The following is a 23,105-nucleotide window of genomic DNA, read 5'->3' on the forward strand; positions in this document are numbered from 1 at the left end:
CGTTGCGGCGCTCAACTGTTCTTTTGCGGATCGCCGATCTTGAACAGACGCGGCAGCGGCGCGGCGCTCTTCGGGCCAAACCACTTGTCGTAAATCTGCGCGGCTTCGCCGTCGGTTTCCAGGTGCGTGAGCGTGCCGTTGACCGCGTCGAGCAGGCGCGTTTCACCCTTGGGCACGCCAACGCCTTCGTAGTCGTTCGAGATCGTGAACGGGGAAATCTCGTAGTTCGCCTTGTCCGGCGTGCGTGCAAGCAGCGCGACGAGCTTCGGGCCGTCCTGGGTGATGGCTTGCACGTTGCCCGTGCGCAGCGCGGCGAAAGCAAAAGGCGTGTCGTCGTAGGCGACGATGGTCGCGCTCGGGAATTTCGCGCGCACCTGCTGTTCGTTGGTCGTGCCTTTATCCGCGCCGATGCGCAGGCCGTTCAGTTGCTCGGGCGCCTTCAGCACGCCCTTCTTCGCGATGAACTGCGTGCCCGATGCGAAGTACGGCGTGCTGAAATCCACTTCCTTCTTGCGATCGTCGGTGATCGTGAAGTTGGCGAAGACCAGATCGACCTTGCCCGACTTCAGAAATGCGATGCGGTTGGCGGGATTGGTCGGCTGGACTTCGAGCTTCACGCCCAGGCTTTTCGCCACGGCGCGCGCATAGTCCACGTCGAGCCCGACGATCTGGTTGTCCTTCGGATCGACGAAACCGAACGGCGGGTTGCTGTCGAATGCGGCCACGCGCAGCACGCCCGCGCGCTTGATGTCGTCCAGACGATCCGCATGTGCGGCGTTCGATGCCACGGCCAGAAGCGCCGTCAACAGTGCGGCGGGCACTGCGCCCCAGAGTCTGCTTTTCATTATCGAGTTCCTTCGTTCGTTGCCCGTGCGCCGTCACTGGACATTGCGCTGGCGAAGCACGCAGCCTATCGGCACGACAGGCAAGAGGGAACCAAGCTTTTTTCAGATCGAAAGCGATGCAGGCGATTTGGCTCGCACGGCCCCCATGCGAAGGACCGTGCGAGAAGCGGGGAGCCGCGCTTTAGAAGCCGTGAATCAGCGCGATGCGATACAGCATCTGGTTTTGCCCCGATGAGACGTCCGCCGAGCCGGGAATGTTCGCGTAGTCGAACTGCGTGCCCGTATTCGCGGACACGGCCCGCTGGTACGCGCCTTCGAGATACACGGACGTACGCGCCGAAATATCGTAGTTGAGCTTCAGGCTCAGTTGATGCCACTTCGGATTGTAGCTGCCGGTGCTCGCGGTCAAATGCGCCTGCGTATACGTGTAAGCGCCGCCCAGGTAGAGCGCGTGCGTGAAGTGGTACAGCGCGCTGACTTCGAAGTTGTCGAACTTCCACGCGTGCCATACGCCGCCGGCCGGCTGCGTGTTGCCGCCATCGGAGGTGAAGTACGCGTTGGCGGTGGGATCGTAGACATCCACGTGCGAATACGCGAAGCCGAGCAGCCAGTTGGAGAACGTGTAGTTCACACCCACGCCGATATTCTGCTGCGATCTCGCGTTGAACGTGTTGTCGCTCGTGACGGCGCCCGACGCATTCGCGTCCGCGGTCGTCGCGCTGGTCGCATTGTTCATCTTCAGGTACGACGCGGCGAGCGAAAGGCCGCCGTTGACGTATTGCGCGCCGAAGCCATACAGGCGGTTATTCGAAAATCCGCCAGCCTCGTTGCTGAAACCATACATCGCTTCGCCCGTGAAGCCGCGATACGTGGGCGACACGTACTTGACCGAGTTGTTCACCCGGAACGAGTAGTCGGTGTTGTCGTTGTCGTACGGGTGCGCAAAGATGTAGCCGGTCCAGTTGCCGTTGGCCGTCATCGGCGAGAACATGTCCACGCTCGGATCGTACTGGCGGCCCAGCGTCAGCGCGCCGAATCGATCGGATGAAAGGCCGACCCAGGCCTGGCGGCCGAACTGGCGGCCACCCTGCGCGTTATGGCCCGTGTTCACGTCGAAGCCGTTTTCCAGCTGGAACTGCGCGCGCACGCCGCCGCCGAGATCCTCCGTGCCCTTCAAGCCCCAGCGGCTCCCGTAGTCGTAGCCGCTCTCCAGTTGCCACGCGGAGTTGCCCCGCGCGTTGCTCGTGAAGTTGAGCCCGTCTTCGATCTTTCCATAGAGCGTGACGCTGCTCTGCGCGTAAGCCGCACTGCTGCCGATCAGTGTCACGAGCAGGCATCCCCCCAGCTTTGCGTTCAATTCTGTTCTCCCGTAGATGCGCGTAGATGCGATTTCGCGGCGTTCGCCGCCCCCGTTCCGCTTATGCGCCCAGCCGGACGAACCGGAAGCCGATAAGCGTGTTGCATTGCAGGAGGGGAGTTTCAAACATCGAAAATTTGCGACTAAGTGCCAATTCCGTAATGCACTTTTCCAGACCCGGGCGGAATCGACGCGGCGGGCGCGGCCGCCGGACGCACGGCTCGCCACGCGCGACCGCTCGCGGCGCACTATGCCGAAATGCGCATGGATGGCGTCGAAAACGGTCAAGACGGACCGTTATTGGCTTCCTATATTCGGCTCCAGTCGCCTCCGCTAATCGCCCCGGCGCTTCCTGCCCGGAGCGATTCGCTCGACACCACGCCTGCTTACAAGGAGCCCACACGTAGTCGATACGCGCAGCCGATACGAACAAGAGCCGTGAACCGGCCGCCTGGCTCGCGCTTGCAGCGAGCGCTGCGGGCGAGCTATGCCGGCACGCACGCCACAGCAATGAACCCATGCTTGCCGACAAAAGGAAACAACATGCGTTTTGCGAAGACCCTCACCCCTGGCGCCGTCGCAGTTGGCGCCCTCCTCGCCCTCGCGCCTCTCGCCTCCCGCGCGGATACCGTCGTCAAGATCGGCTTTGCCGCGCCGCTCAGCGGACCTAACGCCAGTTACGGCAAGGACCTGGAGAACGGCGTCAAGATGGCCCTCGACGATGCCAAGGCCCAGGGCGTCAAGATCAACGGCCAGCCTGTCTCGTTCGAACTCGTTGCCGAAGACGATCAGGCCGACCCGCGCGTGGGCGTGCAGGTCGCGCAAAAGCTCGTGGACGAAGGCGTTTCCGCGGTCGTCGGCCACTTCAACTCGGGCACCACCATTCCCGCTTCCGATCTCTACGAGAAAGCGGGGCTGCCCGATATCGATCCGGCCGCCACCAATCCGGTTATCAGCAACCGCGGTTTCAAGAACATCTTCATGGTGATTTCGAGCGACGCGCAAAACGCGGGCACGGCGGGCGCCTATGCGGTCACGACGACGAAGGCCAAACGCATCGCCGTGATCGACGACCGCACGGCGTTCGGCCAGGGCGAGGCGGACGAGTTCGTGAAGGCGGTCAAGGCACATGGCGGCGACATCATCGATCGCGAATACACCTCGAACCAGGCGACGGACTTCAAGACGCAGCTCACGACCATCAAGAGCAAGAACCCCGATCTGATTTTCGTGGGCGCCCTCAATCCGCAGGCGGCGGGCATCATGAAGCAGATGAGCCAGCTCGGCATCAAGGCGCAGTACGTGGGCGGCGGCGGCGTGAAGGACATCGACTTCATCAAGCTCGCGGGCGACGTGTCCGAAGGCGCGATGGCGTGGGAATACGGCCGTCCGCTCGACAGCACGCCGACGGGCGCGAAGTTCGCCGAGCGCTTCAAGCAGAAGTTCGGCGACGACGTGCTCTCGTACGCGCCGTTCGGCTATGACGCGGCGTGGGCCGCCATCAAGGCGATGCAGGCGGCGAATTCGACGAAGCCCGACGACTATCGCTCGAAGCTGCAAGGCATCAACTTCGACGGCATCACCGGCCATATCGAGTACAACGCGAATGGCTCGCTCAAGAACGGCTCCTCAACCGTCTATCAGGTGAAGAACGGCCAGTGGGTGACGGTCAAGACGGTCAGCGGCCTCTGATCGCTCACGCGGGCCAGCGCGCGCAGGTGCCGCTTCAGGGCGCTTTAGCCGCTGGCTCGCGGCTCCATGAACGTATGCCGGAAATACTCGCGCACGGCGTGCATCGCGGGACTCAGTTCCTTGTTCTTGCGCCACGCGAGACCCACGCTCATCGCGGGAACGGCGTCCAGCAGCATGATCGTTTCGATGCGCCGGCCTTCGAGCGACCACGGCCGGTAGACCATGTCGGACAGAATGGCGACGCCCGAGCCGTTCGCAACCATGCTACGCACCGCTTCCACCGATGAGGTGCGCAAAATCACGTTCGGCCGCCAGGGCGTCTCGTTCCAGTAGCGCATTGCCGTTTGCGCGGCTTCGTCCACGGTGAGCATCACGAAGGGCTCGTGCGCGACTTCGGCGAAGGTCACGCTCTCGCGTTTGAGCAATGCGTGATGCGCACCCACCCAGAGCCGCCGCACGGAATGAATCATGGGCTCCAGCGCGAGTTCCGGGTTCGAGACGTTCGACGTGAGCAGAACGGCCATGTCGTACTGGCCCGTGATCAATCCCTCCTCGATCGCATCGCGGTTCAACTCGTGCAGTTGAATGGTGAGGCGCGGATACAGCGCATTGAGCCGCTGAATATGATGCGGCAGGAAATAGCCCAGCACCGTGTAGCTCGCCGCGATGGCCAGCGTGCCGGTGAGCGTGCTTTCCAGGTTGGGAATGCGCATGGCCTCGTCCACCGAGGCGAGAATGGTGTAGGCGTGATTGAGGAAGCGCCGCCCCGTGTCGGTCAGCGTCACGCCTGAAGCGGTGCGCACGAAAAGCTGCGTGCCGAGGCTGTCTTCCAGTTCCTTGATGGCGCTCGTCACCGCCGACTGCGATATGGTCAGATGAATGGCCGCTTGCGAGAGCTGCCCGAGTTCGGCCGTCGCGACGAAGTACTTGAGCTGCCTGAGGGTGAGCGCCATCTTCGATAGAAAGTGAATGTGTCAGCCCGAAGACTAGCCCGCATTATCGAAAAAATCGATACCGAGGCATATAAAAATAAAACTTTTTTGACCACCTGCCTCCGTATAACCTCAGTTCGACAGTCGGCTGCGCGTGTTTCGAAACACCCGGCCGAGCGAACCAGGAGGGGAACCGTATGAAGAAGCAGTCCGTCGACCTGAACTCCGATATGGGAGAAGGCTTCGGCCCGTGGCGCATTGGCGATGGCGTGGATGAAGCCATCATGCCGCTCATCAGCTCGGCGAATATCGCCACCGGCTTTCATGCCGGCGATCCGAACATCATGGCGCGCACCGTGCAACTGGCGAGGGAGTCCGGCGTCGGGATCGGCGCGCATCCCGGCTTTCGCGATCTGGTCGGCTTTGGCCGCCGCAATATCGCCGAAACGCCCCAGGCGCTCGTCAACGACATCCTTTACCAACTCGGCGCACTGCGCGAATTCGCGCGCCTGCACGGCCTCAGGCTCCAGCACGTGAAACCGCATGGCGCGCTTTATATGCACGCCGCGCGCGACGAGGCATTCTCGCGGCTCCTCGTCGAAACGCTGCAACAGGTCGATCCGAATCTGCTGCTCTTTTGCATGGAGTCGTCGGCCACTTATCGCATTGCGCGTGAAATCGGCCAGCCGGTCGTGCGCGAGTTTTACGCCGACCGCGACTACGACCGCAGCGGTTCGATTGTCTTCACGCGCCGCGTTGGCCGCCTCGACGCCGGACAGGTCGCGGAGAAGGTTCTGCGTGCGTGCATCGAAGGCAAGGTGCGCACGGTCGACGGCGACGACATCGACATCGATTTCGACTCCATCTGCATCCACAGCGACACGCCCGGCGCGCTGGAGCTCGTGCAAACCACGCGCGAGCACCTCGTTCGCGAAGGCATTCGCATCACCGGGCCGCTCGCGCCGACGCCCCGGTTCTAAACCCATTCAAGGAGAGACATGATGGCATTGCACGATATCGTGAGCCCCCTGCCGGGCACGTTCTACCGGCGTCCCTCGCCCGACGCGGCGTTTTACGTCGCCATCGACACCGCCGTTCAGGCCGGCGCGGTCATCGGCCTCGTCGAAGTGATGAAGCAGTTCACCGAAGTCGAGACCGAGGTGTCGGGCCGCGTGGCGGAGCTTCTCGTCGAGGACGGCGAGCCCGTGGATGCGGGACAGGTGCTGATGCGCATCGAGGAGTGAAGCGATGAACGTGGACAATTCGACGGCGGCGTTCTACCGCCCCTCGCGCATTCGCACTGTGCTGGTCGCCAATCGCGGCGAGATCGCGGTGCGCGTGATACGCGCGGCCCAGGAGCTTGGCATGCGCGCGGCAGTCGTGGTGAGCGACGCCGACCGCGACAGCCTCGCCGCGCGCATGGCCGATGAAGCCGTGCATATCGGTTCTTCGCACGCGGCCAAGAGCTATCTGAATGCCGCTGCGGTGCTCGCGGCGGCCCGGCAATGCGGCGCGGACGCCATTCATCCGGGCTATGGCTTCCTCTCCGAGAACGCGGATTTCGCGGCGCAGGTGGAAGCGGCAGGCCTCATCTTCGTCGGTCCGAGCTCGCAGGTCATCGCGACGATGGGCGACAAGGCCCGCGCCCGCGAAACCGCGCAGCGCGCCGACGTGCCCACGGTGCCCGGCAGCGCAGGCATCGTGAATTCGCTCGACGAAGCGCGGGAGGTTGCCGCGCGCATCGGCTACCCGATCATGATCAAGGCAGCGGCGGGCGGCGGCGGACGCGGCATCCGCGTGGCGCATGACGCCGCGCAGCTCGACGCCGAACTGCCGCTTGCCCAGCGCGAAGCCCAGGCCGCGTTCGGCGACGGCGGCGTCTATCTGGAGCGCTTCATCGCACGCGCGCGGCATATCGAAGTCCAGGTGCTCGGCGACGGCAATGACGTGATCCATCTGTTCGAGCGCGAGTGTTCGCTGCAACGGCGGCGTCAAAAGATTCTGGAAGAAGCCCCTTCGCCTTCGCTCACGCCGACGCTGCGTGCGCAGCTTTGCGAGTCGGCGGCGCGCCTCGCCAGGCAAGTGGGCTATCGCAGCGCCGGTACGCTGGAATATCTCTTCGACGAAACGCGCGGCGAGTTCTATTTCATCGAAATGAATACGCGCATCCAGGTCGAGCATCCGGTGACGGAGGCGATCACGGGCGTCGATCTCGTGCGCGAAATGCTGCGCATCGCCGACGGCGAGCCATTGCGCTTCAAGCAGAGCGACATCGTGCTGCGCGGCGCGGCCCTTGAATGCCGCATCAACGCCGAAGATCCGCTTCAGGATTTCCGCCCGAATCCGGGGCGTGTGGAAGAACTGGTCTGGCCGACGGGCCCAGGCGTGCGTGTCGATTCGCTGCTTTACCCCGGCTATGTCGTGCCGCCCTTCTACGATTCGCTGCTCGCCAAGCTGATCGTGCACGACGAAAGCCGCGCGGCGGCCATCGAACGCCTCGCCCGCGCGCTGCGCGAGTTGCAGATTGGCGGCCTGAAAACCACGGCCGTGCTGCACCGCGCGCTCGTGGCCGACGACGACGTGCGCGCGGCCCGTTATCACACCAATTATCTGGAAACCTGGATGGCGGCGTGGCGCGCCAGCAGCGAGGCCGCATCGAATGCGGCGCGCGAGCACGCCGTGGCGGGATCGACGAGCGCACGGGAGGCGTCATGACCATACGCTACACATTTGGCGGCGACGAATTCGTGTTCGCCGAGATCAGCGAAGCGATGTCGCTCGACGCGTTCTTCAAGGGCACGGCGATCACACGCGAACTCCAGCGCCGCAACGTGGCCGGCGTGACCGAGATTTGCCCCGCGAACGCCTCCTACCAGGTGCGCTACGACCCGGACGTGATCGCCCCCGATGCGCTCGTCGCGCTCCTGCGCGACATCGAGACCGCAGTGGGCGAAGCCGCGCTCGACATCGACACGCGCATTGTCGAAGTCCCGGTGCTCTACAACGATCCGTGGACGCATGAGACGCTCATGCGCTTTCGCGAGCGTCACCAGGACCCGTCTTCGACGGACCTCGAATACGCGGCGCGCATCAACGGCAAACGCGACGTCGACGAATTCATCGCGGCGCATGCGGGCTCGCCGTGGTTCGTTTCGATGGTCGGATTCGTGGCGGGGCTGCCGTTCATGTACCAGATGGTCGAGCGCGAGCGCCAGCTTCAGGTGCCCAAATACCTGCGGCCGCGCACCGACACGCCGAAACTCACGGTCGGCCATGGCGGCTGCTTCGGCTGCATCTACTCGGTGCGCGGCGCAGGCGGCTACCAGATGTTCGGCGTGACGCCCGCGCCGATCTTCGACCCCGCGCAGCGGCTCGACTACCTGCGCGAGTTCATGGTGTTTTTCCGGCCGGGCGACATCGTGAAGTTCAAACCCATCGACCGGGCGGCTTACGACGAGGCCGTGGCCGCCGTCGAAGCGGGCACGTTCTCGCTACGCGTGAAGCCCGTGAAATTCTCGCTCGACGATTTCCTTCGCGATCCTGACGAATACAACCGTTCCCTCGTGGAGGTGCTGAATGCCAACTGATACGCTCAATGTAATCGAGGTGCTCAAGCCGGGACTCGCCACTTCGGTGCAGGACACGGGACGCCAGGGCTACTACCACGTCGGCATTCCGCCCTCCGGCTCGCTCGACCAGTACTCGTCCCGCGCGGCGAACCTGCTGGTGGGCAATGCCGAAGACGCGGCCGTGCTCGAACTGACGCTGCTGGGCCCCGATCTCCTGTTCCACTCGGACGCCGTCATCGCGCTGACGGGCGCGGAGATGACGCCGAAGATCGACGGCGTGGCCTGGACCGGCAATACCGCGCTGCGCATTCGCGCGGGGAGCAAGCTGACGTTCGACTATGTGAAGCGTGGCGCACGCGCGTATCTGGCGGTCTCCGGCGGCATCGACGTGCCGTCCGTGCTCGGCAGCCGCTCGACCTACACGCTCGGCGCAATCGGTGGACTCGCGGGCCGCCGCCTGCAAAAGGGCGACCGCCTTACGACTGGCGCGAGCCGCACGAAAGCGGCTGAGGGGATCGAACTGCCGGCCGCCTTGCGGGCGAAGCTCGACACCACGGTTGAACTGCGCGTGCTCACGGGGCTGTATCACTACCGCCTCACCGCCGAATCGGCGCAAACGTTCTTCGAGGACGAATGGACCGTCGCGCCCGAAGCGGACCGCATTGGCTATCGCTACAAGAACGGACGCCCGCTCCACTTCATGGAGCGCGAGCAGCCGTTCGGCGCGGGGGCCGATCCGTCGAATATCGTCGACGCCTGTTATCCCATTGGCTCGATCCAGGTGCCGGCCGGACTGGAGCCGATCATCCTGCATCGCGATGCGGTGTCGGGCGGCGGATACGCCACGATCGGCACGGTGATCAGCGCGAATATGGATCTGATCGGCCAGATGCAGCCCAACTACCGCGCGCGCTTCGTGAGCGTCACCATGAATGAGGCGCTCGCGGCCCGACGCGAATATCAACATCGCCTCGCCCTGCTGCGTGAAGCGCTAGCGCACTAGCCCTTCCGGGGCCAGGGAGCGGCTGGCAGCCGCGCCGCTCCCCTGCTTTTCCTTTCGCAACCCGCGCTCCGGGCGGCCCTGGGCCACACGGCGGGAGCGCTCGCGCCTTTTTTTTCGCAGCATCGGCTGCCCGCCCGGCGTCAAGGCAGCCACGCGGCCATCTCGCACCGCGGTTCGGACGCCGTTCGCAAAAATTCAGACTCGAGGAGCAGGACCATGGCCAATCTGGCGCAGGAAAGCACGGAGGCGGACGTCGATCTTTCGACAGTCGCCCTCCCCGACAGCGCAAGAATGCCCCCCTTTGCGCTGACGATGGCGTGGTGGGCGGTATGCAGCGCGGTGTTCTACATCGTGGTGGGTGCGACGCTCGCGCTGAACTATGGCGCGCGTAACGCCTTGATCGGCATGGCGCTATCGGTCGTCTCTTATGGCGCCGTGAACACGATCATCAGCCGCTACGCCATTCGCACGGGTTTGTCGGTCGCGCTCTTTTCACGGGTGCTGTTCGGTAGCGCGGGCGCCGCACTCGCGACGCTCATCTTCTTCGCGACCGCCATTTACTATGCGGTATTCGAAGGCTCGGTCATCGCCGTCGCGGCCAACCATCTGTTTCCCGCGCTCGCCTACAAATGGGCCGCGCTGATCGTGGTCTGCTATAGCGTACCGCTCGTATTCGGCAGCGTGCAACACTGGCTCGACAAATTCAACGGCGTGCTGCTGCCGTTTTATCTGCTCGGGCTGCTCGCCGCCGTGGGACTCGCGACCTGGGAATACGGTTATAACGCCGCGTGGCTCGACTTCGGCCCCAGGAGTGCGGTGCCGGCGGACGGCTGGTGGCACTGTTTCGTCTATTACATGGGCGTGTGGGTGCTCATGATGTTCACGTTCGACTACGCGCGCTTCGGGCGCAAGCAAGATGCGCAATATCACGGCCGATGGAATTTCGGCATGCCGTTCTATCTCGTCACCTTTCTCGTCAACGGCGCGGCGGGCATTTATCTCGTCAGCACGATTCCTGGCCTTGGCACGCTTTCCGAAGTGTCGGTCGTGCTGGCCTTGCTCAAGCTGATGGGCATCTGGGGACTGCTGTTCGTGTGGGTCACGCAGTCACGCATCAACACGGCGAACTACTATCTCGCCACCATCAACATGCAAGCGTTCTTCCAGAAGGTTGCGGGCCTGCGGGCGCCGAAGTTCCTCTGGGCGCTCGTGGTCGGCGTGGTGGTCTATGTGCTGATGATGGCCGATATTTTCTCGAAGATCCTTCTGGCGCTCGCCTGGCAGGGCATTTTCGTTGTCGCGTGGGTCGGCGTCGCACTCGCTCATATTACGTCCGCGCGCTATGGCCAACTCATCGGCGAGGATATCGAATGCAGGGATTCCCACGTACCGCAGTTCAATCCCGGTGGTTTGATCGCGTGGTTCGCGGGCGCATTTGTGGGGTTCGCGTTGAACACCGCGTCGGGCTTTCTCGCGTCGCTTTCCGCGCCGGCCACCTTCGTCGTTTCGTGGGTCGTCTATAGCGGACTGCTGGCCACGGCCAAGCGGACGTGGTTCGTGCGCAATACCTGAAGCACGCTTCGACTCGACAACGCCTGATCGTTGCGCGAGTCTTACGCCAACGAGGCAGCCGGGCGGCCGCACTCCCCCTGTGGCGCGCCCGGCCTGTGACTCAATGTTTGTAAGCGTGCCGCCGGTGAGCGGTCGCCAGCAACGCGTTGTCGCCGCTCTCCGCCTCGAATTCCGCTTCGGGGCCGTCTGCCATCACCACGCGAACGTCCTGCGCAAACGCCTCTTCCAGCCGCTTGCGCGCGTGCGCCACGCAGTCGGCTTCGGCGCCTTCGCCGGCCGCCACCGCGGCCTGAGCCAACGCCTTCGATGCCAGGCCAAACACCGCGACGACTTCGTCCCAGGTCAGGCCCGCGGAGATGGCCTCTTCAATGAACCGTTCAACCAGTTCGCCTGCTTTCGCTTTTAACATGACCATGAATGATTCCGTTCCTTGTTTGAAGCAATGTAAGCCGCTTGCGTGCTGCTTTCCTGCCAAGCGAAAAGACGACTCACGACAAAGGTACCTGCTTTTCAAAGCCTCCGGGGATGAATATTCATGGTGCACACGATGTTCTCTCGATCAGCCTCGTAAAAACCGGATTGGGCGGCCAAAATCTGGTGTACGACCGCCATTGAAAACTGCGCGCTAAAGCGCTCTGTTAAATTGTCTTCGGCGTTCGGCTCGTGCTGCCCTGAGCTGAATGTGGTCCACCGGGTCGGTTCCCCCCGAACTCGATCGTACCCGGACTCGCACCGCCAGGTTGGCAAGGCCTGGCGGTTTTTTTTTATTCGCGAAGCGGACCGACGATAGACGCAACGCGCCAAAACATTTCACTTTTTGCCGATTGGCTGGCGCACCTTGCGGCATGTGATAGCTTGGAAGTTCTATCAACCTCAATTGATTCGGCGGCTTACCGGCAGCTTCCTGTCGGCTCCTCCCCGCCACGCGCACGCTGCCGGTTTAAAGCGCCGAACACTCCTTAGATGACTCCAGCAGACACCATGCCAACGACGAATGCCCGCGGCACGATCCTCGTCACCGGTGGCGCGGGCTACATCGGCTCGCATACCTGCGTGGCGCTCCTCGATGCGGGTATCGACGTCGTTGTCGTAGACAATCTCGTCAACAGCCGCCGGGAATCGCTCACGCGCGTCCAGGCAATCACGGGCCGGTCCCTCGCCTTCTACGAAGCCGATGTGCGCGACGCACAGGCGCTCGAGCGCATCTTCGAGGCGCATGAGATCACGGGCGTGATCCACTTCGCGGCGCTCAAGGCCGTTGGCGAATCGGTGGCCAAGCCGATCGAGTACTATCGCAACAACCTGGACGGACTGCTGGCCGTGCTGGACGTCATGCGCCGCCATGACTGCAAGCAGTTCGTGTTCAGTTCATCGGCAACGGTGTACGGCGCGCCGGAACGCTCGCCCATCGACGAAACCTTCCCGCTCACCGCGACGAATCCATACGGGCAATCCAAACTGATCGCCGAACAGATCCTGCGCGATGTCGCTATTGCCGATCCGTCGTGGCGCATCGCGGTATTGCGTTATTTCAATCCGGTGGGCGCGCACGACAGCGGCCTGATCGGCGAAGATCCCGCGGGCATTCCCAACAACCTCATGCCGTTCGTCGCGCAGGTGGCGGTGGGGAAACTGGCACAGCTTCGCGTGTTCGGCGGCGATTACCCGACGCCGGACGGCACCGGCGTGCGCGACTATATTCATGTGGTCGATCTGGCTCACGGACACCTGAAGGCGCTCGATGCGCTCGTCGCGCATGACAAAGGCTTCACCGTGAATCTCGGCACGGGACGCGGCTACAGCGTGCTGGAAGTCGTGAAGGCGTTCGAGCAGGCTTGCGGACGCGCGGTGCCGTTTGAAATCGTCGCGCGCCGCCCAGGTGACATCGCCGAGTGTTACGCCAATCCGGCCACCGCGCAGTCGCTCATCGGCTGGGAAGCGCAATACGGCATCGAGCGCATGTGCGCCGATCACTGGCGCTGGCAGGAGAAGAATCCGCGAGGGTTTGTCTAACGAGGGTCTAACGACGCAAGGCCTGCGTTCGCGCTACGACAGCAAGCGCGGACGCAGCCGGATCACCGCCGGAGATCGCCCCGGCTGAGGCGCTCAGCGCTTTATCAAAAAGCGATCGCGATTCTTTGTGTCCGCTATCCAGGCCGGCGCCCGCCCTCTTCCTGACCACGTCGCCCCGGTCTTGGGATCGATGTACTTCGGCGGCAACGCACTCTTCGGCTTGCTGCTTCCCGACGCGCCCCGGCTACCAAAGATATCGCGCTGGGTGATTCCGTATTCTTTTACTTTCTCGCGAATTTCCGCGAGAACCTGATCCAGCTCGGCCCGACGAGCTTCCAATGCCTGCTGTTCCAGCGCGACCAACTGAGCTCTCAGGTCTTTATATGTTGGCACGGATGGCCTCCTCAAATGATTGTCTATGCCCGATCACCACAACAATTCCTGCTCACGCACGTAGACGACTTGCGTTCGCAACCCTCCGGTCGAATACGGCTTGAACGCGTCACGCAAGGAAAAAAAGCCCGCCATATCCTAAAACATGGCAGGCGAAACCAGGACGGCGGGGGACCATCCCGGGTAGACATGTACTGGGACTTTCAAGAACACGGATCAACTGTGACTCGGTACGACGCTGCGCGCAAAAACCTCAAGCAGCGTTCACGGCTTCCGCTTGTGCGTACGCATTGGAGTCGCCCTGGTCAATGCGGCGCAATTGTTCGCTGAGGTATTGCGTGAACTCCGGCCCGACCTCGCGGTGCAGAAGCGCAAACTCAACGGTTGCCTTCAGATAACCGATCTTGCTGCCGCAATCGTATCGCTTGCCGCGATACTTGTAGGCCAGTACCTGCTCGTCGGCGAGCAGAGACTCGATTGCATCCGTGAGCTGAAGCTCACCGCCGGCGCCTGGCTTGAGCGCGCGCAGATGATTGAAGATGCGCGGCTTGAGGATGTAGCGGCCGACCACGCCCAGATTCGACGGCGCCACGTCGGGGGCCGGTTTCTCGACTATTCTGGACAACTTGATGATATTTTCTTCCCACGCGCGTCCATCGACAATCCCGTACGAGCGCGTATCTTCACGCGGAATTTCTTCGACGCCGAGCACCGAGCTGTGATAGTGATTGAACAGTTCAACCATCTGCGACGTGACCGGCGGTTCACCGTGAAGCAGGTCATCGGCGAGAATCACGGCGAACGGGTTGTCGCCCACGAGCTTTTCTGCGCAAAGCACCGCATGCCCGAGCCCGAGCGCTTCCGGTTGCCGCACGTAAAAGCAGTCGACGTGACTGGGCTTGATGCCACGGACCAGTTCGAGCAACTGCTTTTTCCCGCGCGCTTCGAGCTCTGCCTCGATCTCGTAAGACTTGTCGAAATGGTCTTCGATCGCCCGCTTGCTACGGCCGGTCACGAAAATCATTTCCGTGATGCCGGCGGCAATCGCTTCTTCGACGGCGTACTGGATCAGCGGTTTGTCCACCACAGGCAGCATTTCCTTCGGGCTGGCTTTGGTAGCGGGGAGAAAACGTGTACCGAGACCAGCAACGGGAAAAACGGCCTTCGTGACTTTAAGCATACGAACTCCAAGATGAATGTGCTGATATCTGGCGACAGCATAGCTTTGGTTTGGCGCTGCGGGGGGCGACTGGCTGAAAACGTTCGGGTTTTGACGGATTCGGTTAGGTGTGGCGATTCGAATTCTCACGAACGATGGCCTATTCTTCAGTACGAGCCACTCAATCAGGTGATTGATGTATAACCTTCTAATCTACAAAGTAATCCTAACGACATCAGTGTTGCATAAAAATACCAAAACTTAAAATGACTACCTTGATATAGACCTGAGGAAGCGATCGAACTCGAGCAATCTGGTTTCGGCACCTGAGAATCGGGACTCATTCTGCCCGGAAGTGAGCATACGGCTCACCGTTACAATGCAATCCTCCGACGTCGGCATGCTTTCGCGTGGCCCTGGCAACGCATTGTCGTCCAGAAAATCGACACACTTCTTTTGATAGCAAAACAAAAGGGTAGGTACGTTGTAAACGTAGCTCACAATTCCGCCGTGAAGCTTCGATGTCAGCACACAGGAAGCCAAGGCAATACGATCGATGACTTCTGTAATCGAATGAGCGTACGTGAATCGACTAACGCGAACATTTTTCGGGAGAAAAAGGCGAGAAATATCCCCGGTTACCGATACGCTTTCATCGTCCAAGGCGAGAAACACAACCTCGTCAACCAGACCTAGTCGATCAACCTCCGACAGCGTAGCAAGTACAACGTCAACATACGCCTCAAGATGAATTGCGACAATCAATGTCTTCGGACGAGACTCCGTCCGCTTCGGCGTATATATCGCTGGCAAACTAAACGCGAGATCACCTAAATTAGGCGGCGTTCTCCCGATCTCCATTGAAACGACTTGCGCTGAAGCGTGGTCTCTCACCGCCAGATAACGGATACGCGACACGATTTCCACAAATTTCCGCTTTCTCTCCGGTGTCTTGAAAGGTCCAACTGAGACCCCAATGGCGGCCACCGGTTTCTGAAATAATCCACTCCACAACGAAACAAATCTTGCGAAACCAACAGAAGCATCCGCGCCAAAAAGAGATCCACCACCAAATATCGCAACGTCGCATTTAAAAATCGCTGCGAGATACGTCGATGCCCTTGCCGCTGCGCCGACAAAACCAGGGCGATTCCAAAGTGATCTCGCAATCGGAACATGAAAGGCATCAACCAGTTCGATCTGTGCAGAAGCTCCAACAATGACCGGCCGGATTCCAGCGTGCGTTCGGCAAATTCCTTGCAGCAGAAATCCGAAGAGATCGTCTCCAAAGTTATGTCTTCCATAGAACCCGAAGAACGCGACCCGCTTATCGCTGACTTTCGATCCACTGGAATGGCGAGCGGAGTCGTTACGAACGTCGCCACAACCCGGTCTTTTAGTGTCCGACGTCGACTCCTCGATAGCGCTATTCACTTTTTAGCTCCCTCAATCCAGTAATCGGAAATCACAGCAGGATGATGCTTTTGTGGTCCATTTAGCAGTTGTCGATATAGACGGACGTATGAACTAAAGAACTTGTGGCCGCCAAATCTACGAAACGCAAACTCACGCGCCGCCGCACCCATTCTCTTTCTCAACGCGCTGTCGTTGATCAAGCGCTCGGTGTACAGAAATAATTCCTCATCATTGTTCGCCAGGAACCCGGTAACACCATGGATGACCACATCGCGATTACCCACAATTCTGCTCACTACTGCGGGAAGTCCCGCTGCCTGTGCCTCGATCAGTGCGATTGGCATTCCCTCCCATAGCGACGTCAAAACAAAGACGTCACACTCCGCTAGTTGCTTGCGAAGCCGTGAACTCTCAATCCAACCGGTTAGCTCAAGCGCATCCCGATCGATCCATTCGCTTACAGCGGTAGATTCCCCGTCGCCGAACCAAACAAAATCAACCGCGTCGCGCTTTGCTCGCTTTGCTATCCGCGAAAAACGCCACGGTGCCTTTTGGTACGTCACGCGCCCGGCCGTACACACCGTTACCGCTCGCCGGCCGCGCGTAGCATCGCTTTCCGAGAAGTCGGTCAACTCCACTGCGTTCTCCACGACACTAATTCGATCGGATCGGCCGAGTAACCTGCTTGCGTACAACCGCTCGCTCTTCGAACAAGTGACGATGTGGCCACCTAGAGCGTGAAGAAATCTCTCGATAAAAAGGTACGCTTTTGCTTTTCTTGGTGAAATGTCCTTCTTCAAGAATGCAAACCCGTGAGGAGAATAGAGAACCCGGTCCCCGATTCCGAGAATCTTTGCGGAAATACGACCAATCGCGGCCGCTTTCGACGAATGGAAATGAAAAATATCTGCATTCTCGCTCCGTAGCACCATCGCCAGAACCGGAGCAGTCCAAAGATCGTGAAGTCCAACCGCTGTCTTCATATCGATCACTCGACGGCGTACCCGAGGATCAAAAAGACGATCGAGTCTTTCCGATGATGGCGTGTCCGAACGCATCGAATGAATGATCACGACGTCATCGCCCGCGCGCGCCTGGCTGTTTGCGAGGAGAAGGAGATACTGCAATACTCCCCCTCCGAGGGCTTCAGTCACGTGCACTATCTTTTGTCTCATGATTACCTCACCCAAGTTGTTGCAGAGTCGGGGCCAGTTGGTACGGGATGAATGGAGACTCCCCGTGTCCTTCTTCGTCGACCATGTTGTGGACCCGTCCCAGCAGGGCGACACAGCCAATTACAAACAACCAGGCAGCCAACCGAGGACTTACTCGTGGTTTCTGCGGCGCAAATTGCCGCCATAGCATTACGACCATCAGGACAACCAGAATGAGTTGAAACCGGATTCCCGCATACGTAATCTGCGTCAACCCATAGAACGCGAGCGCCAGTCCACCACAAACAACCCAACCAACCGGCGGAATGTCAAATTGCTTCCGAAAGACAATCATCGTTCTAAGAATCAATATCTGCACAATCAGAAGCAGCAGTCCCGAGGATGCACTGGGAGCGGCAATGCCGCTGTACAAGTTTCCTTTGTCCGCAATGTAGTCCGGCATCAAGAACGATGCACCAACAGCAACGATCGAAACACCAATGAGCAAAGGTGTTTGCCCTCGTCTCGTCGCGGCAATGAAGAACAGGAATAGCAAGATCGAAGAGAAGTGCGTACACGTCCCTATCGCCATATAGATGAAGTACCTGACCGGATTACGCTGCATCGGTACTCGCGTCGCGAGTATAAATATTGACGATGCCAGACCGAACCGCATGACGTTCATCGTCAATTCGTAGAACATCGCCGGCACCAGCAGCAATCCGCCAAACCATGCACCATAGCGATTTCTTGCTATTGAAAAAATTAGTAAAGCGCAGGTTGTCGCAGAAATTGCATTTGTTACAAATCTTGGGTCCGGATAGATTGCCCAAAGAAGATGCGCGTAACCATTGAATAGAGGCTCCCCACCATAAGTCCCCCCCTCCCCCAGGTCCATAAATGCCGTGTAATAGGCCGCAGTATCCGTGCCGCTATGGCCGCGCAGAACGACGAGTGCAATCATAGGAATGCTACAAACTACGATTACCGCTCTATTCGTCCCGCCATACGTCAGGCAAAGCGCTACCCCGAGGTAGAAAACCAAAAGTGGAAGTAAATAATATGTCATTTGTCAGGCTGCGATGAGAAAGTCACTCACGACGCATAATATTTAGGCAAACTTACGAGATATGACACACCGACGTAGGTATTTCATCGCACTGAGAATGGAGAAACATACCCATTCGACATTGGTAATCGCCCCAATTTTCCTGAAATGGAGATAGTTATCCTGCTCACCCTGTTGAATTTTCCAAAGTTGTGCACTCAACCCGGAACTTGCCCCAAACTGGGATTTGTAGACATACGACAGTGGTGTCGAAAAGAGCGAGCCTTTTCCGCCATCCATCAGGAAGACACCTAGCAACATGAAATAGTCCTCCGCGTGGCGTTTCTTTTCATCAAACCGTGACGAACAATCAGAACGCATCACTATGCTCGACGGCGTAAAGCGGTTCGAGAACAAGACCTTCGCGCGAGAAACAGCTTTCGGCTCATTGACGTCTAGAAGTGCAATCGAATCAAAACGTGCTCTCGCATCGAGTTCAGCAACGGGATGACCGGTAATTGCGACGTCCTGATTTCGAAGCATCCAACCGCATTGGACCTCGAGCTTCCGAGGATGCCAGGCATCATCGGAATCGAGAAACGCGATATAGGGTTGCCGTGCCATCGACCAACCGACGTTTCGGGCTTTACCCGGACCACTGTTGGATACGAGCTTTTCTAGCTTGATCCAGCCCGTTTCGTATCGGGATATCACCGTCCCAATAAACTCCCGTGTGCCATCAGTACTGCAATCGTCGACGAGAATCACCTCGCGTGGCCGGGCGGTTTGAGCTGCGATCGACGCGATCGCGCGCTCGATTGTTCGACTGCAATTGAAACACGGGATAACGACACTAACTGGCAACTCGCCCGTTCCGTCACTGGCCTCCATCACATTCTCGGCAGACTTCCGCGAGGACTCACTCAATTCACGGTTCATGTTATTCCCCTTACCCCTCAGAACGTAGATGCGCGCCGAAGCCACTGACACCGCAGCCCAAAGTGCTTCGCCCAGCACAGTGGCAATCGCAGCTCCCTTGAGTCCATAAAGAGGAACGAGTGCGCAACTCAGGATCACGCTAAAAAGCAGCGCCGCCGACGCACAATAGTTGCGTACGCGAATCAGATTCGACGTCGTCATTACTGACGATGCGCTAGTCGTCAGAAAGCGGAACGGAACGCAGAGCGTCATCAAAGTTACGGTGGGAACCGCCGCTGTATACCGAGCGCCGAATACGAGCGGCAACACGACCGGGACGGCTAAGGCGGCAATAGCGGCAGTTCCTAACCCCGTAATGACCATCCAAAGATTGCCCGTCCGGTAGGCCGCTGCGAGGCGCCCATCGCGAAGTGCAGCCCACCGATGAAACCTGGGCATCAAGAGCTTCTGAAAGAGCACAGTTGGCGCAAGATAGAGCGCAGAAAGAACCGTTATCGCGACGCTGAACACTGCCGTGTCAGAACTGCTTCCAAGATGAGAGAGGAGAACTAGCCCGCTCTGGTTGTAGGCGTAAAAAATCACGCTTGCGAGTCCAAAAGGCATCGCGTTACGCCAAAGCTCTTTCATCTTCGGCGCGTTCGGCGTCCCGAAAATTCCGTCCTCACTCGGACGTTTCCCATGACCGGCAAGTTGAGCCGATCCGCCTATTAGGCCTTTGATAGAAATCCATGCGCCGATCGAAATCAACGCACCGATGACTCCGAACCCCAACGCAATCACCGTACTGCCGGCGTGGAATGCACCGCAGGCGACGAGGAAGCCAAATCTGCCAAGGTTCTGGAGGATTTGCCATATGGCTACAAGTCCGAAACGCTCCTCCAGTTGAAACTTCGCGGCAGCCATCTCAATGGCTCCCTGCGTCAAGAGCGCCGGCATTAGCAGAACGATATTTACACCCACGTCCCATGGCTGCGCGAGCGCCCAAAGACACGCAGCAATTAGGCACAGGACACTACTACGCCGAACGAAGCTAACGGAAACGTCCATCCACCGGATTGCCGTCCATCCCTCCGTTCCATACGCCTTTAGCCAAAACGCAGGCAAACCGAAACCTACTGCCGGCGCGATGATCGTGATTACCGCAAGCGCGGACGCAAAATGGCCGAAGCTTTCTGGGGGCAAAAGGCGAGCCAGCACCACTTGGACTGCGAACGCAAACGCCGCGGATCCAAGCGAGCTAACGGCGAGAAGCATCATGCTCCATGCGTCGCGCGTTCTAGCGTTCATCTTGTATGGCCGGATCACCGGTCTCCTGTGCGTAACGGTAGCTGTAGCTCGTGTACTTCGCCCCGTAACGGAATCTCCCCGCCTGCGGATCAATCCCATTCAGCACCACGCCCTTAACCGTAACGTCGACCTGCTCAAGGCGCCGTGCGCATTCAACTAACTCTCCAGCCCGTGTTGCTCCTGCTCTTGCGACGAGGAACACATTCCCCCTCGCGAGTGGCGCAAGGATCGCTGCATCCGGAACGGCAAGCAGAGGTGCGGTGTCGAGCACCACGACATCGTAGAGACTCGACACATGTTTGAAGATCGCTTCGACGGATGTTTGCGTGAGGTAGTCCGCCGCGTTATTCACATGCGATCCGGCCGCCAGGAAGTCCAGATTCTTGTGCTCGATTTTGATCACGGCCTGCTCCACAGTTGCCTTCCCTGCTATGACGTCCGTCAGTCCGAATTTCGCGCTTGCGCCGTATGCATGACTCAGATTCGCTCGGCGCAAATCGCAGTCGATCAGTAAGACTCGCTTACCTGCACGTGCCAAAACACCTGCTACGTTCGATGAAACGAACGACTTTCCAATCGATGGCGTTGGCCCTGCGAACATCACGACATTGTTCTTCGCGTCGGTCATCGAAAACTGGAGGCCCGTACGGAAGCTACGAAGACTTTCGACAGATGGGTCGTCAGGCTCTAGGAACGCCAATAACCGGCGGCCCACCTTATTGCGACGCATTCCATTGGACCACCCGAAGCCGCGTACCCGGCAAAGCGGAACAACAGAGAACACACGAAGATCAGTGTCGCCCTGAATCTGGTGCGGATCGGAAATTCCGCTGAAGAGCAGATCGCGCAGCCACGCGGAACCGACCGCCGCGAAAGCTGCAAACGCGACAACAACCAACGACAAGACCGGCCGCCAATAGCGCATGGGGCGATCCGGGAAAATGGCATTGTCGAGAACGCGTACGTTTCCGATCCGCCCGGCTCGCATCAACTGGAGTTGCTCTATGTTGTTCAACAGACCAACATAGAGATCATTGTTGACCTTTACATCTCTTGCCACGCGCAGGACCTGCTTTTGCTCGCCAGGGAGTCGATCGATTCGCTGCTTTAAGGTGTCGGCTTGACCTTGCAACACCGCGATCTGCTTATCCAGCGCCGTGACGGTCGGATGAGTCTCCGAAAACAATGTTACCGCCGCCGCACGCTTCTGCTGTAACTCTGCGAGTTGAGTTTCGTTGTCGGCAGATTGCTGAAGAATCGTCTTCGCTTCTCCTTCAATATCAACCGATCTAAGCGTGGCTCGCACCTTCGCGTATTCGCTCTCCGACGCGTCCAGCTTCTCTTTCAATACCGATACTTGACCTCTCAGGAAGTCCAGCGACCGTGCCGCATCTTCAGCCTTTCGTGCGACGTTTTGGTCAACGTATTGGCCTGCAATATCATTGAGAATGCTAGTTATCAGCTTCGGGTTTGTTCCACGGAGCTTAACCTGCAATATGTCGGAATCCTTACCTAGCTCACTAATTGAGAGTTTTCGTTGAAGCTGATTAATCGTCTCAAGACGTGAGTCGCGTGTCAGCCGGAATCGGGTTCCCGTATTCCCATTGACCGAATCGATCTGGAGCGTGATCGGGCCGTCGTCGGTCAGAAATGTCTCCGCGCGGCCGACTTCTCCGACCACATCTTTATCCAGGCCTGGACCAGAGAAGCTATATTTTTGACCAGGGAGCACCGTAAGATAATAATGCTCACCTTCTAGAGAATTCGGGACCTCAAAGTGAGAGGCCTTGATACTTTCCGATCCCCAAGCATACCCGCCGAATCCCAACAGGCCCGGCGTTGAAATTCCCCTGTTCGACCGCGCGATCGCTCGCCCGATGATCGGGAAACGCACAGGCTCCGCCGTTATGTATAGCTTCAGATTGTCGACCGCAGATGCGACGACAAGGCGGGATTGGAGCACCTGCATTTCGGTGTCCGCCGACGACTTGACATCAAACATTGCTGCTAGCCCCTGGCCCAGGAGTGACGTCGCGGTAGAGGCCGCCGCGCTTTCGTCGACCTGCGTGAGGATGTCGACCTGGTACTCCGGATCAGCGAGAAAAACCACCACGAGGCCGAGCGTGGCGATGATGCCGAATATCCAAAGCATCATTCGTCGATAGAGAACGAGGACGTCCAAAAGCGCCGCGAGATTGAACTCCGGCTCCACGGTATCGTTCGCGCGCGTGCTTACTGCTGAATTCATTGCTCGTCCCCCGCGCTCAGCAGCTCAGAGGACTCTACCCCTAAATCGAGAGATCTAACCCAGTAGTCCACCGCAAGACTCAATGTCTCTCTACATTCGCGAAAGCGGTCGATCGGCAAACCGATTGGATCTGAAATGTCAATGCCCAAGCTTTCACCAATTCTAAAAATCTTGCCACGCGTTAGGGGATATCTGGCTTCGATACCCTCGACTTGTTCACTACTCATCGCGAGAATCAGATCTGCGTCGCGTATCATCTGTTGTGAGCACTGCTGTGCGCGATGTGCGGAGATGTCGAGTCCAATCTCGCTCAAGACCGAAATTGAGCCGCTGGCTGCCGGGTACCCGACTTCTGCCTCGATCCCAGCCGAGACGACACAAATTCGGCCGGCACGACGTCGAAACAACTCTTCGGCAATGGGGCTACGGCACACGTTTGCGTGGCATACGATTAATACGTTGGAGATCATCCGTTTAT

General features: G+C 59.3%; 20 protein-coding genes. 8 read left to right on the top strand and 12 right to left on the bottom strand.

From position 1 onward, the window contains the following. Window positions 1–11: 11 nt before the first annotated feature. Both C7401_RS31715 and C7401_RS31720 read right to left on the bottom strand, forming a co-directional pair. Window positions 12–845 (bottom strand): ABC transporter substrate-binding protein, encoded by an 834-nt coding sequence (locus tag C7401_RS31715; RefSeq protein ID WP_112175380.1) that lies wholly within the window; start codon window positions 843–845, stop codon window positions 12–14. A gap of 181 nt (window positions 846–1,026) precedes the next feature. After that, window positions 1,027–2,202: a porin gene (locus tag C7401_RS31720; protein ID WP_165842082.1), complete on the bottom strand. Its 1,176-nt coding sequence runs from the start codon at window positions 2,200–2,202 to the stop codon at window positions 1,027–1,029. A 543-nt stretch (window positions 2,203–2,745) separates the two neighbouring features. Between C7401_RS31720 and C7401_RS31725 the strand changes: the two genes are divergently transcribed. After that, window positions 2,746–3,894: a branched-chain amino acid ABC transporter substrate-binding protein gene (locus C7401_RS31725; RefSeq protein WP_112175382.1), complete on the top strand. Its 1,149-nt coding sequence runs from the start codon at window positions 2,746–2,748 to the stop codon at window positions 3,892–3,894. Between the two features lie 44 nt (window positions 3,895–3,938). Here C7401_RS31725 and C7401_RS31730 read toward each other — a convergent pair whose 3' ends face one another. Beyond that, window positions 3,939–4,847 (bottom strand): LysR family transcriptional regulator, encoded by a 909-nt coding sequence (locus tag C7401_RS31730; protein WP_112175384.1) that lies wholly within the window; start codon window positions 4,845–4,847, stop codon window positions 3,939–3,941. Between the two features lie 176 nt (window positions 4,848–5,023). Here C7401_RS31730 and C7401_RS31735 point away from each other — a divergent pair, with 176 nt between their 5' ends. From C7401_RS31735 to C7401_RS31760, 6 genes are all read left to right on the top strand, one after another. After that, window positions 5,024–5,806 carry a 5-oxoprolinase subunit PxpA gene (locus C7401_RS31735; RefSeq protein ID WP_112175386.1) on the top strand — a complete coding sequence of 261 codons (783 nt, stop codon included), beginning with the start codon at window positions 5,024–5,026 and terminating at the stop codon, window positions 5,804–5,806. Window positions 5,807–5,827: 21 nt separating this feature from the next. Then, entirely contained in the window at window positions 5,828–6,070 is a 243-nt protein-coding gene (locus C7401_RS31740; protein ID WP_112175388.1) for an acetyl-CoA carboxylase, read from the top strand. 4 nt (window positions 6,071–6,074) lie between these two features. Next, a complete protein-coding gene (locus C7401_RS31745) occupies window positions 6,075–7,541 on the top strand; it encodes an acetyl-CoA carboxylase biotin carboxylase subunit (RefSeq protein ID WP_112175390.1) in 1,467 nt (488 codons plus the stop codon). Next, window positions 7,538–8,413, top strand: a complete 876-nt coding sequence (locus C7401_RS31750) for a 5-oxoprolinase subunit B family protein (RefSeq protein WP_112175575.1) — start codon at window positions 7,538–7,540, stop codon at window positions 8,411–8,413. The genes C7401_RS31745 and C7401_RS31750 overlap by 4 nt, the downstream gene beginning before the upstream one ends. Next, a complete protein-coding gene (locus tag C7401_RS31755) occupies window positions 8,403–9,398 on the top strand; it encodes a 5-oxoprolinase subunit C family protein (protein WP_112175392.1) in 996 nt (331 codons plus the stop codon). The genes C7401_RS31750 and C7401_RS31755 overlap by 11 nt, the downstream gene beginning before the upstream one ends. Window positions 9,399–9,614: 216 nt before the next feature. Beyond that, a complete protein-coding gene (locus C7401_RS31760) occupies window positions 9,615–10,970 on the top strand; it encodes a purine-cytosine permease family protein (RefSeq protein WP_112175394.1) in 1,356 nt (451 codons plus the stop codon). 100 nt (window positions 10,971–11,070) lie between these two features. Here the strand turns inward: C7401_RS31760 and C7401_RS31765 are convergent, their stop codons facing one another. Beyond that, window positions 11,071–11,445, bottom strand: a complete 375-nt coding sequence (locus C7401_RS31765; protein WP_146758030.1) for a hypothetical protein — start codon at window positions 11,443–11,445, stop codon at window positions 11,071–11,073. A 506-nt stretch (window positions 11,446–11,951) separates the two neighbouring features. Here C7401_RS31765 and galE point away from each other — a divergent pair. Then, the gene (gene galE, locus C7401_RS31770) at window positions 11,952–12,983 is read left to right on the top strand and encodes a UDP-glucose 4-epimerase GalE (RefSeq protein WP_112175398.1); all 1,032 of its coding nucleotides are present in this window, start codon (window positions 11,952–11,954) and stop codon (window positions 12,981–12,983) included. A gap of 93 nt (window positions 12,984–13,076) precedes the next feature. Here the strand turns inward: galE and C7401_RS31775 are convergent, their stop codons facing one another. The 8 genes from C7401_RS31775 to C7401_RS31810 form a co-directional block, all read right to left on the bottom strand. After that, complete coding sequence (locus C7401_RS31775) at window positions 13,077–13,376, bottom strand: H-NS histone family protein (protein WP_112175400.1); 300 nt, start codon at window positions 13,374–13,376, stop codon at window positions 13,077–13,079. Between the two features lie 253 nt (window positions 13,377–13,629). After that, on the bottom strand, window positions 13,630–14,556 hold the full coding sequence (galU, locus tag C7401_RS31780) for a UTP--glucose-1-phosphate uridylyltransferase GalU (RefSeq protein WP_112175402.1): 927 nt from the start codon (window positions 14,554–14,556) through the stop codon (window positions 13,630–13,632). A gap of 249 nt (window positions 14,557–14,805) precedes the next feature. After that, entirely contained in the window at window positions 14,806–15,969 is a 1,164-nt protein-coding gene (locus C7401_RS31785; protein WP_112175404.1) for a polysaccharide pyruvyl transferase family protein, read from the bottom strand. Next, window positions 15,966–17,105 (bottom strand): glycosyltransferase, encoded by a 1,140-nt coding sequence (locus tag C7401_RS31790; protein ID WP_181565749.1) that lies wholly within the window; start codon window positions 17,103–17,105, stop codon window positions 15,966–15,968. Before C7401_RS31790 ends, C7401_RS31785 begins: the two co-directional genes overlap by 4 nt. 28 nt (window positions 17,106–17,133) lie before the next feature. After that, window positions 17,134–18,174, bottom strand: a complete 1,041-nt coding sequence (locus tag C7401_RS31795; protein ID WP_112175408.1) for an EpsG family protein — start codon at window positions 18,172–18,174, stop codon at window positions 17,134–17,136. A 42-nt stretch (window positions 18,175–18,216) separates the two neighbouring features. Further along, window positions 18,217–20,349, bottom strand: a complete 2,133-nt coding sequence (locus C7401_RS31800) for a glycosyltransferase (RefSeq protein WP_181565750.1) — start codon at window positions 20,347–20,349, stop codon at window positions 18,217–18,219. A gap of 19 nt (window positions 20,350–20,368) precedes the next feature. Beyond that, on the bottom strand, window positions 20,369–22,627 hold the full coding sequence (locus tag C7401_RS31805) for a polysaccharide biosynthesis tyrosine autokinase (RefSeq protein WP_112175412.1): 2,259 nt from the start codon (window positions 22,625–22,627) through the stop codon (window positions 20,369–20,371). After that, window positions 22,624–23,097, bottom strand: coding sequence for an arsenate reductase/protein-tyrosine-phosphatase family protein (locus tag C7401_RS31810; RefSeq protein ID WP_165842078.1), 474 nt, complete (start codon window positions 23,095–23,097; stop codon window positions 22,624–22,626). The genes C7401_RS31805 and C7401_RS31810 overlap by 4 nt, the downstream gene beginning before the upstream one ends. Window positions 23,098–23,105 lie beyond the last annotated feature (8 nt).

The organism is Paraburkholderia unamae (assembly GCF_003268775.1).
GTDB lineage: Bacteria > Pseudomonadota > Gammaproteobacteria > Burkholderiales > Burkholderiaceae > Paraburkholderia > Paraburkholderia unamae.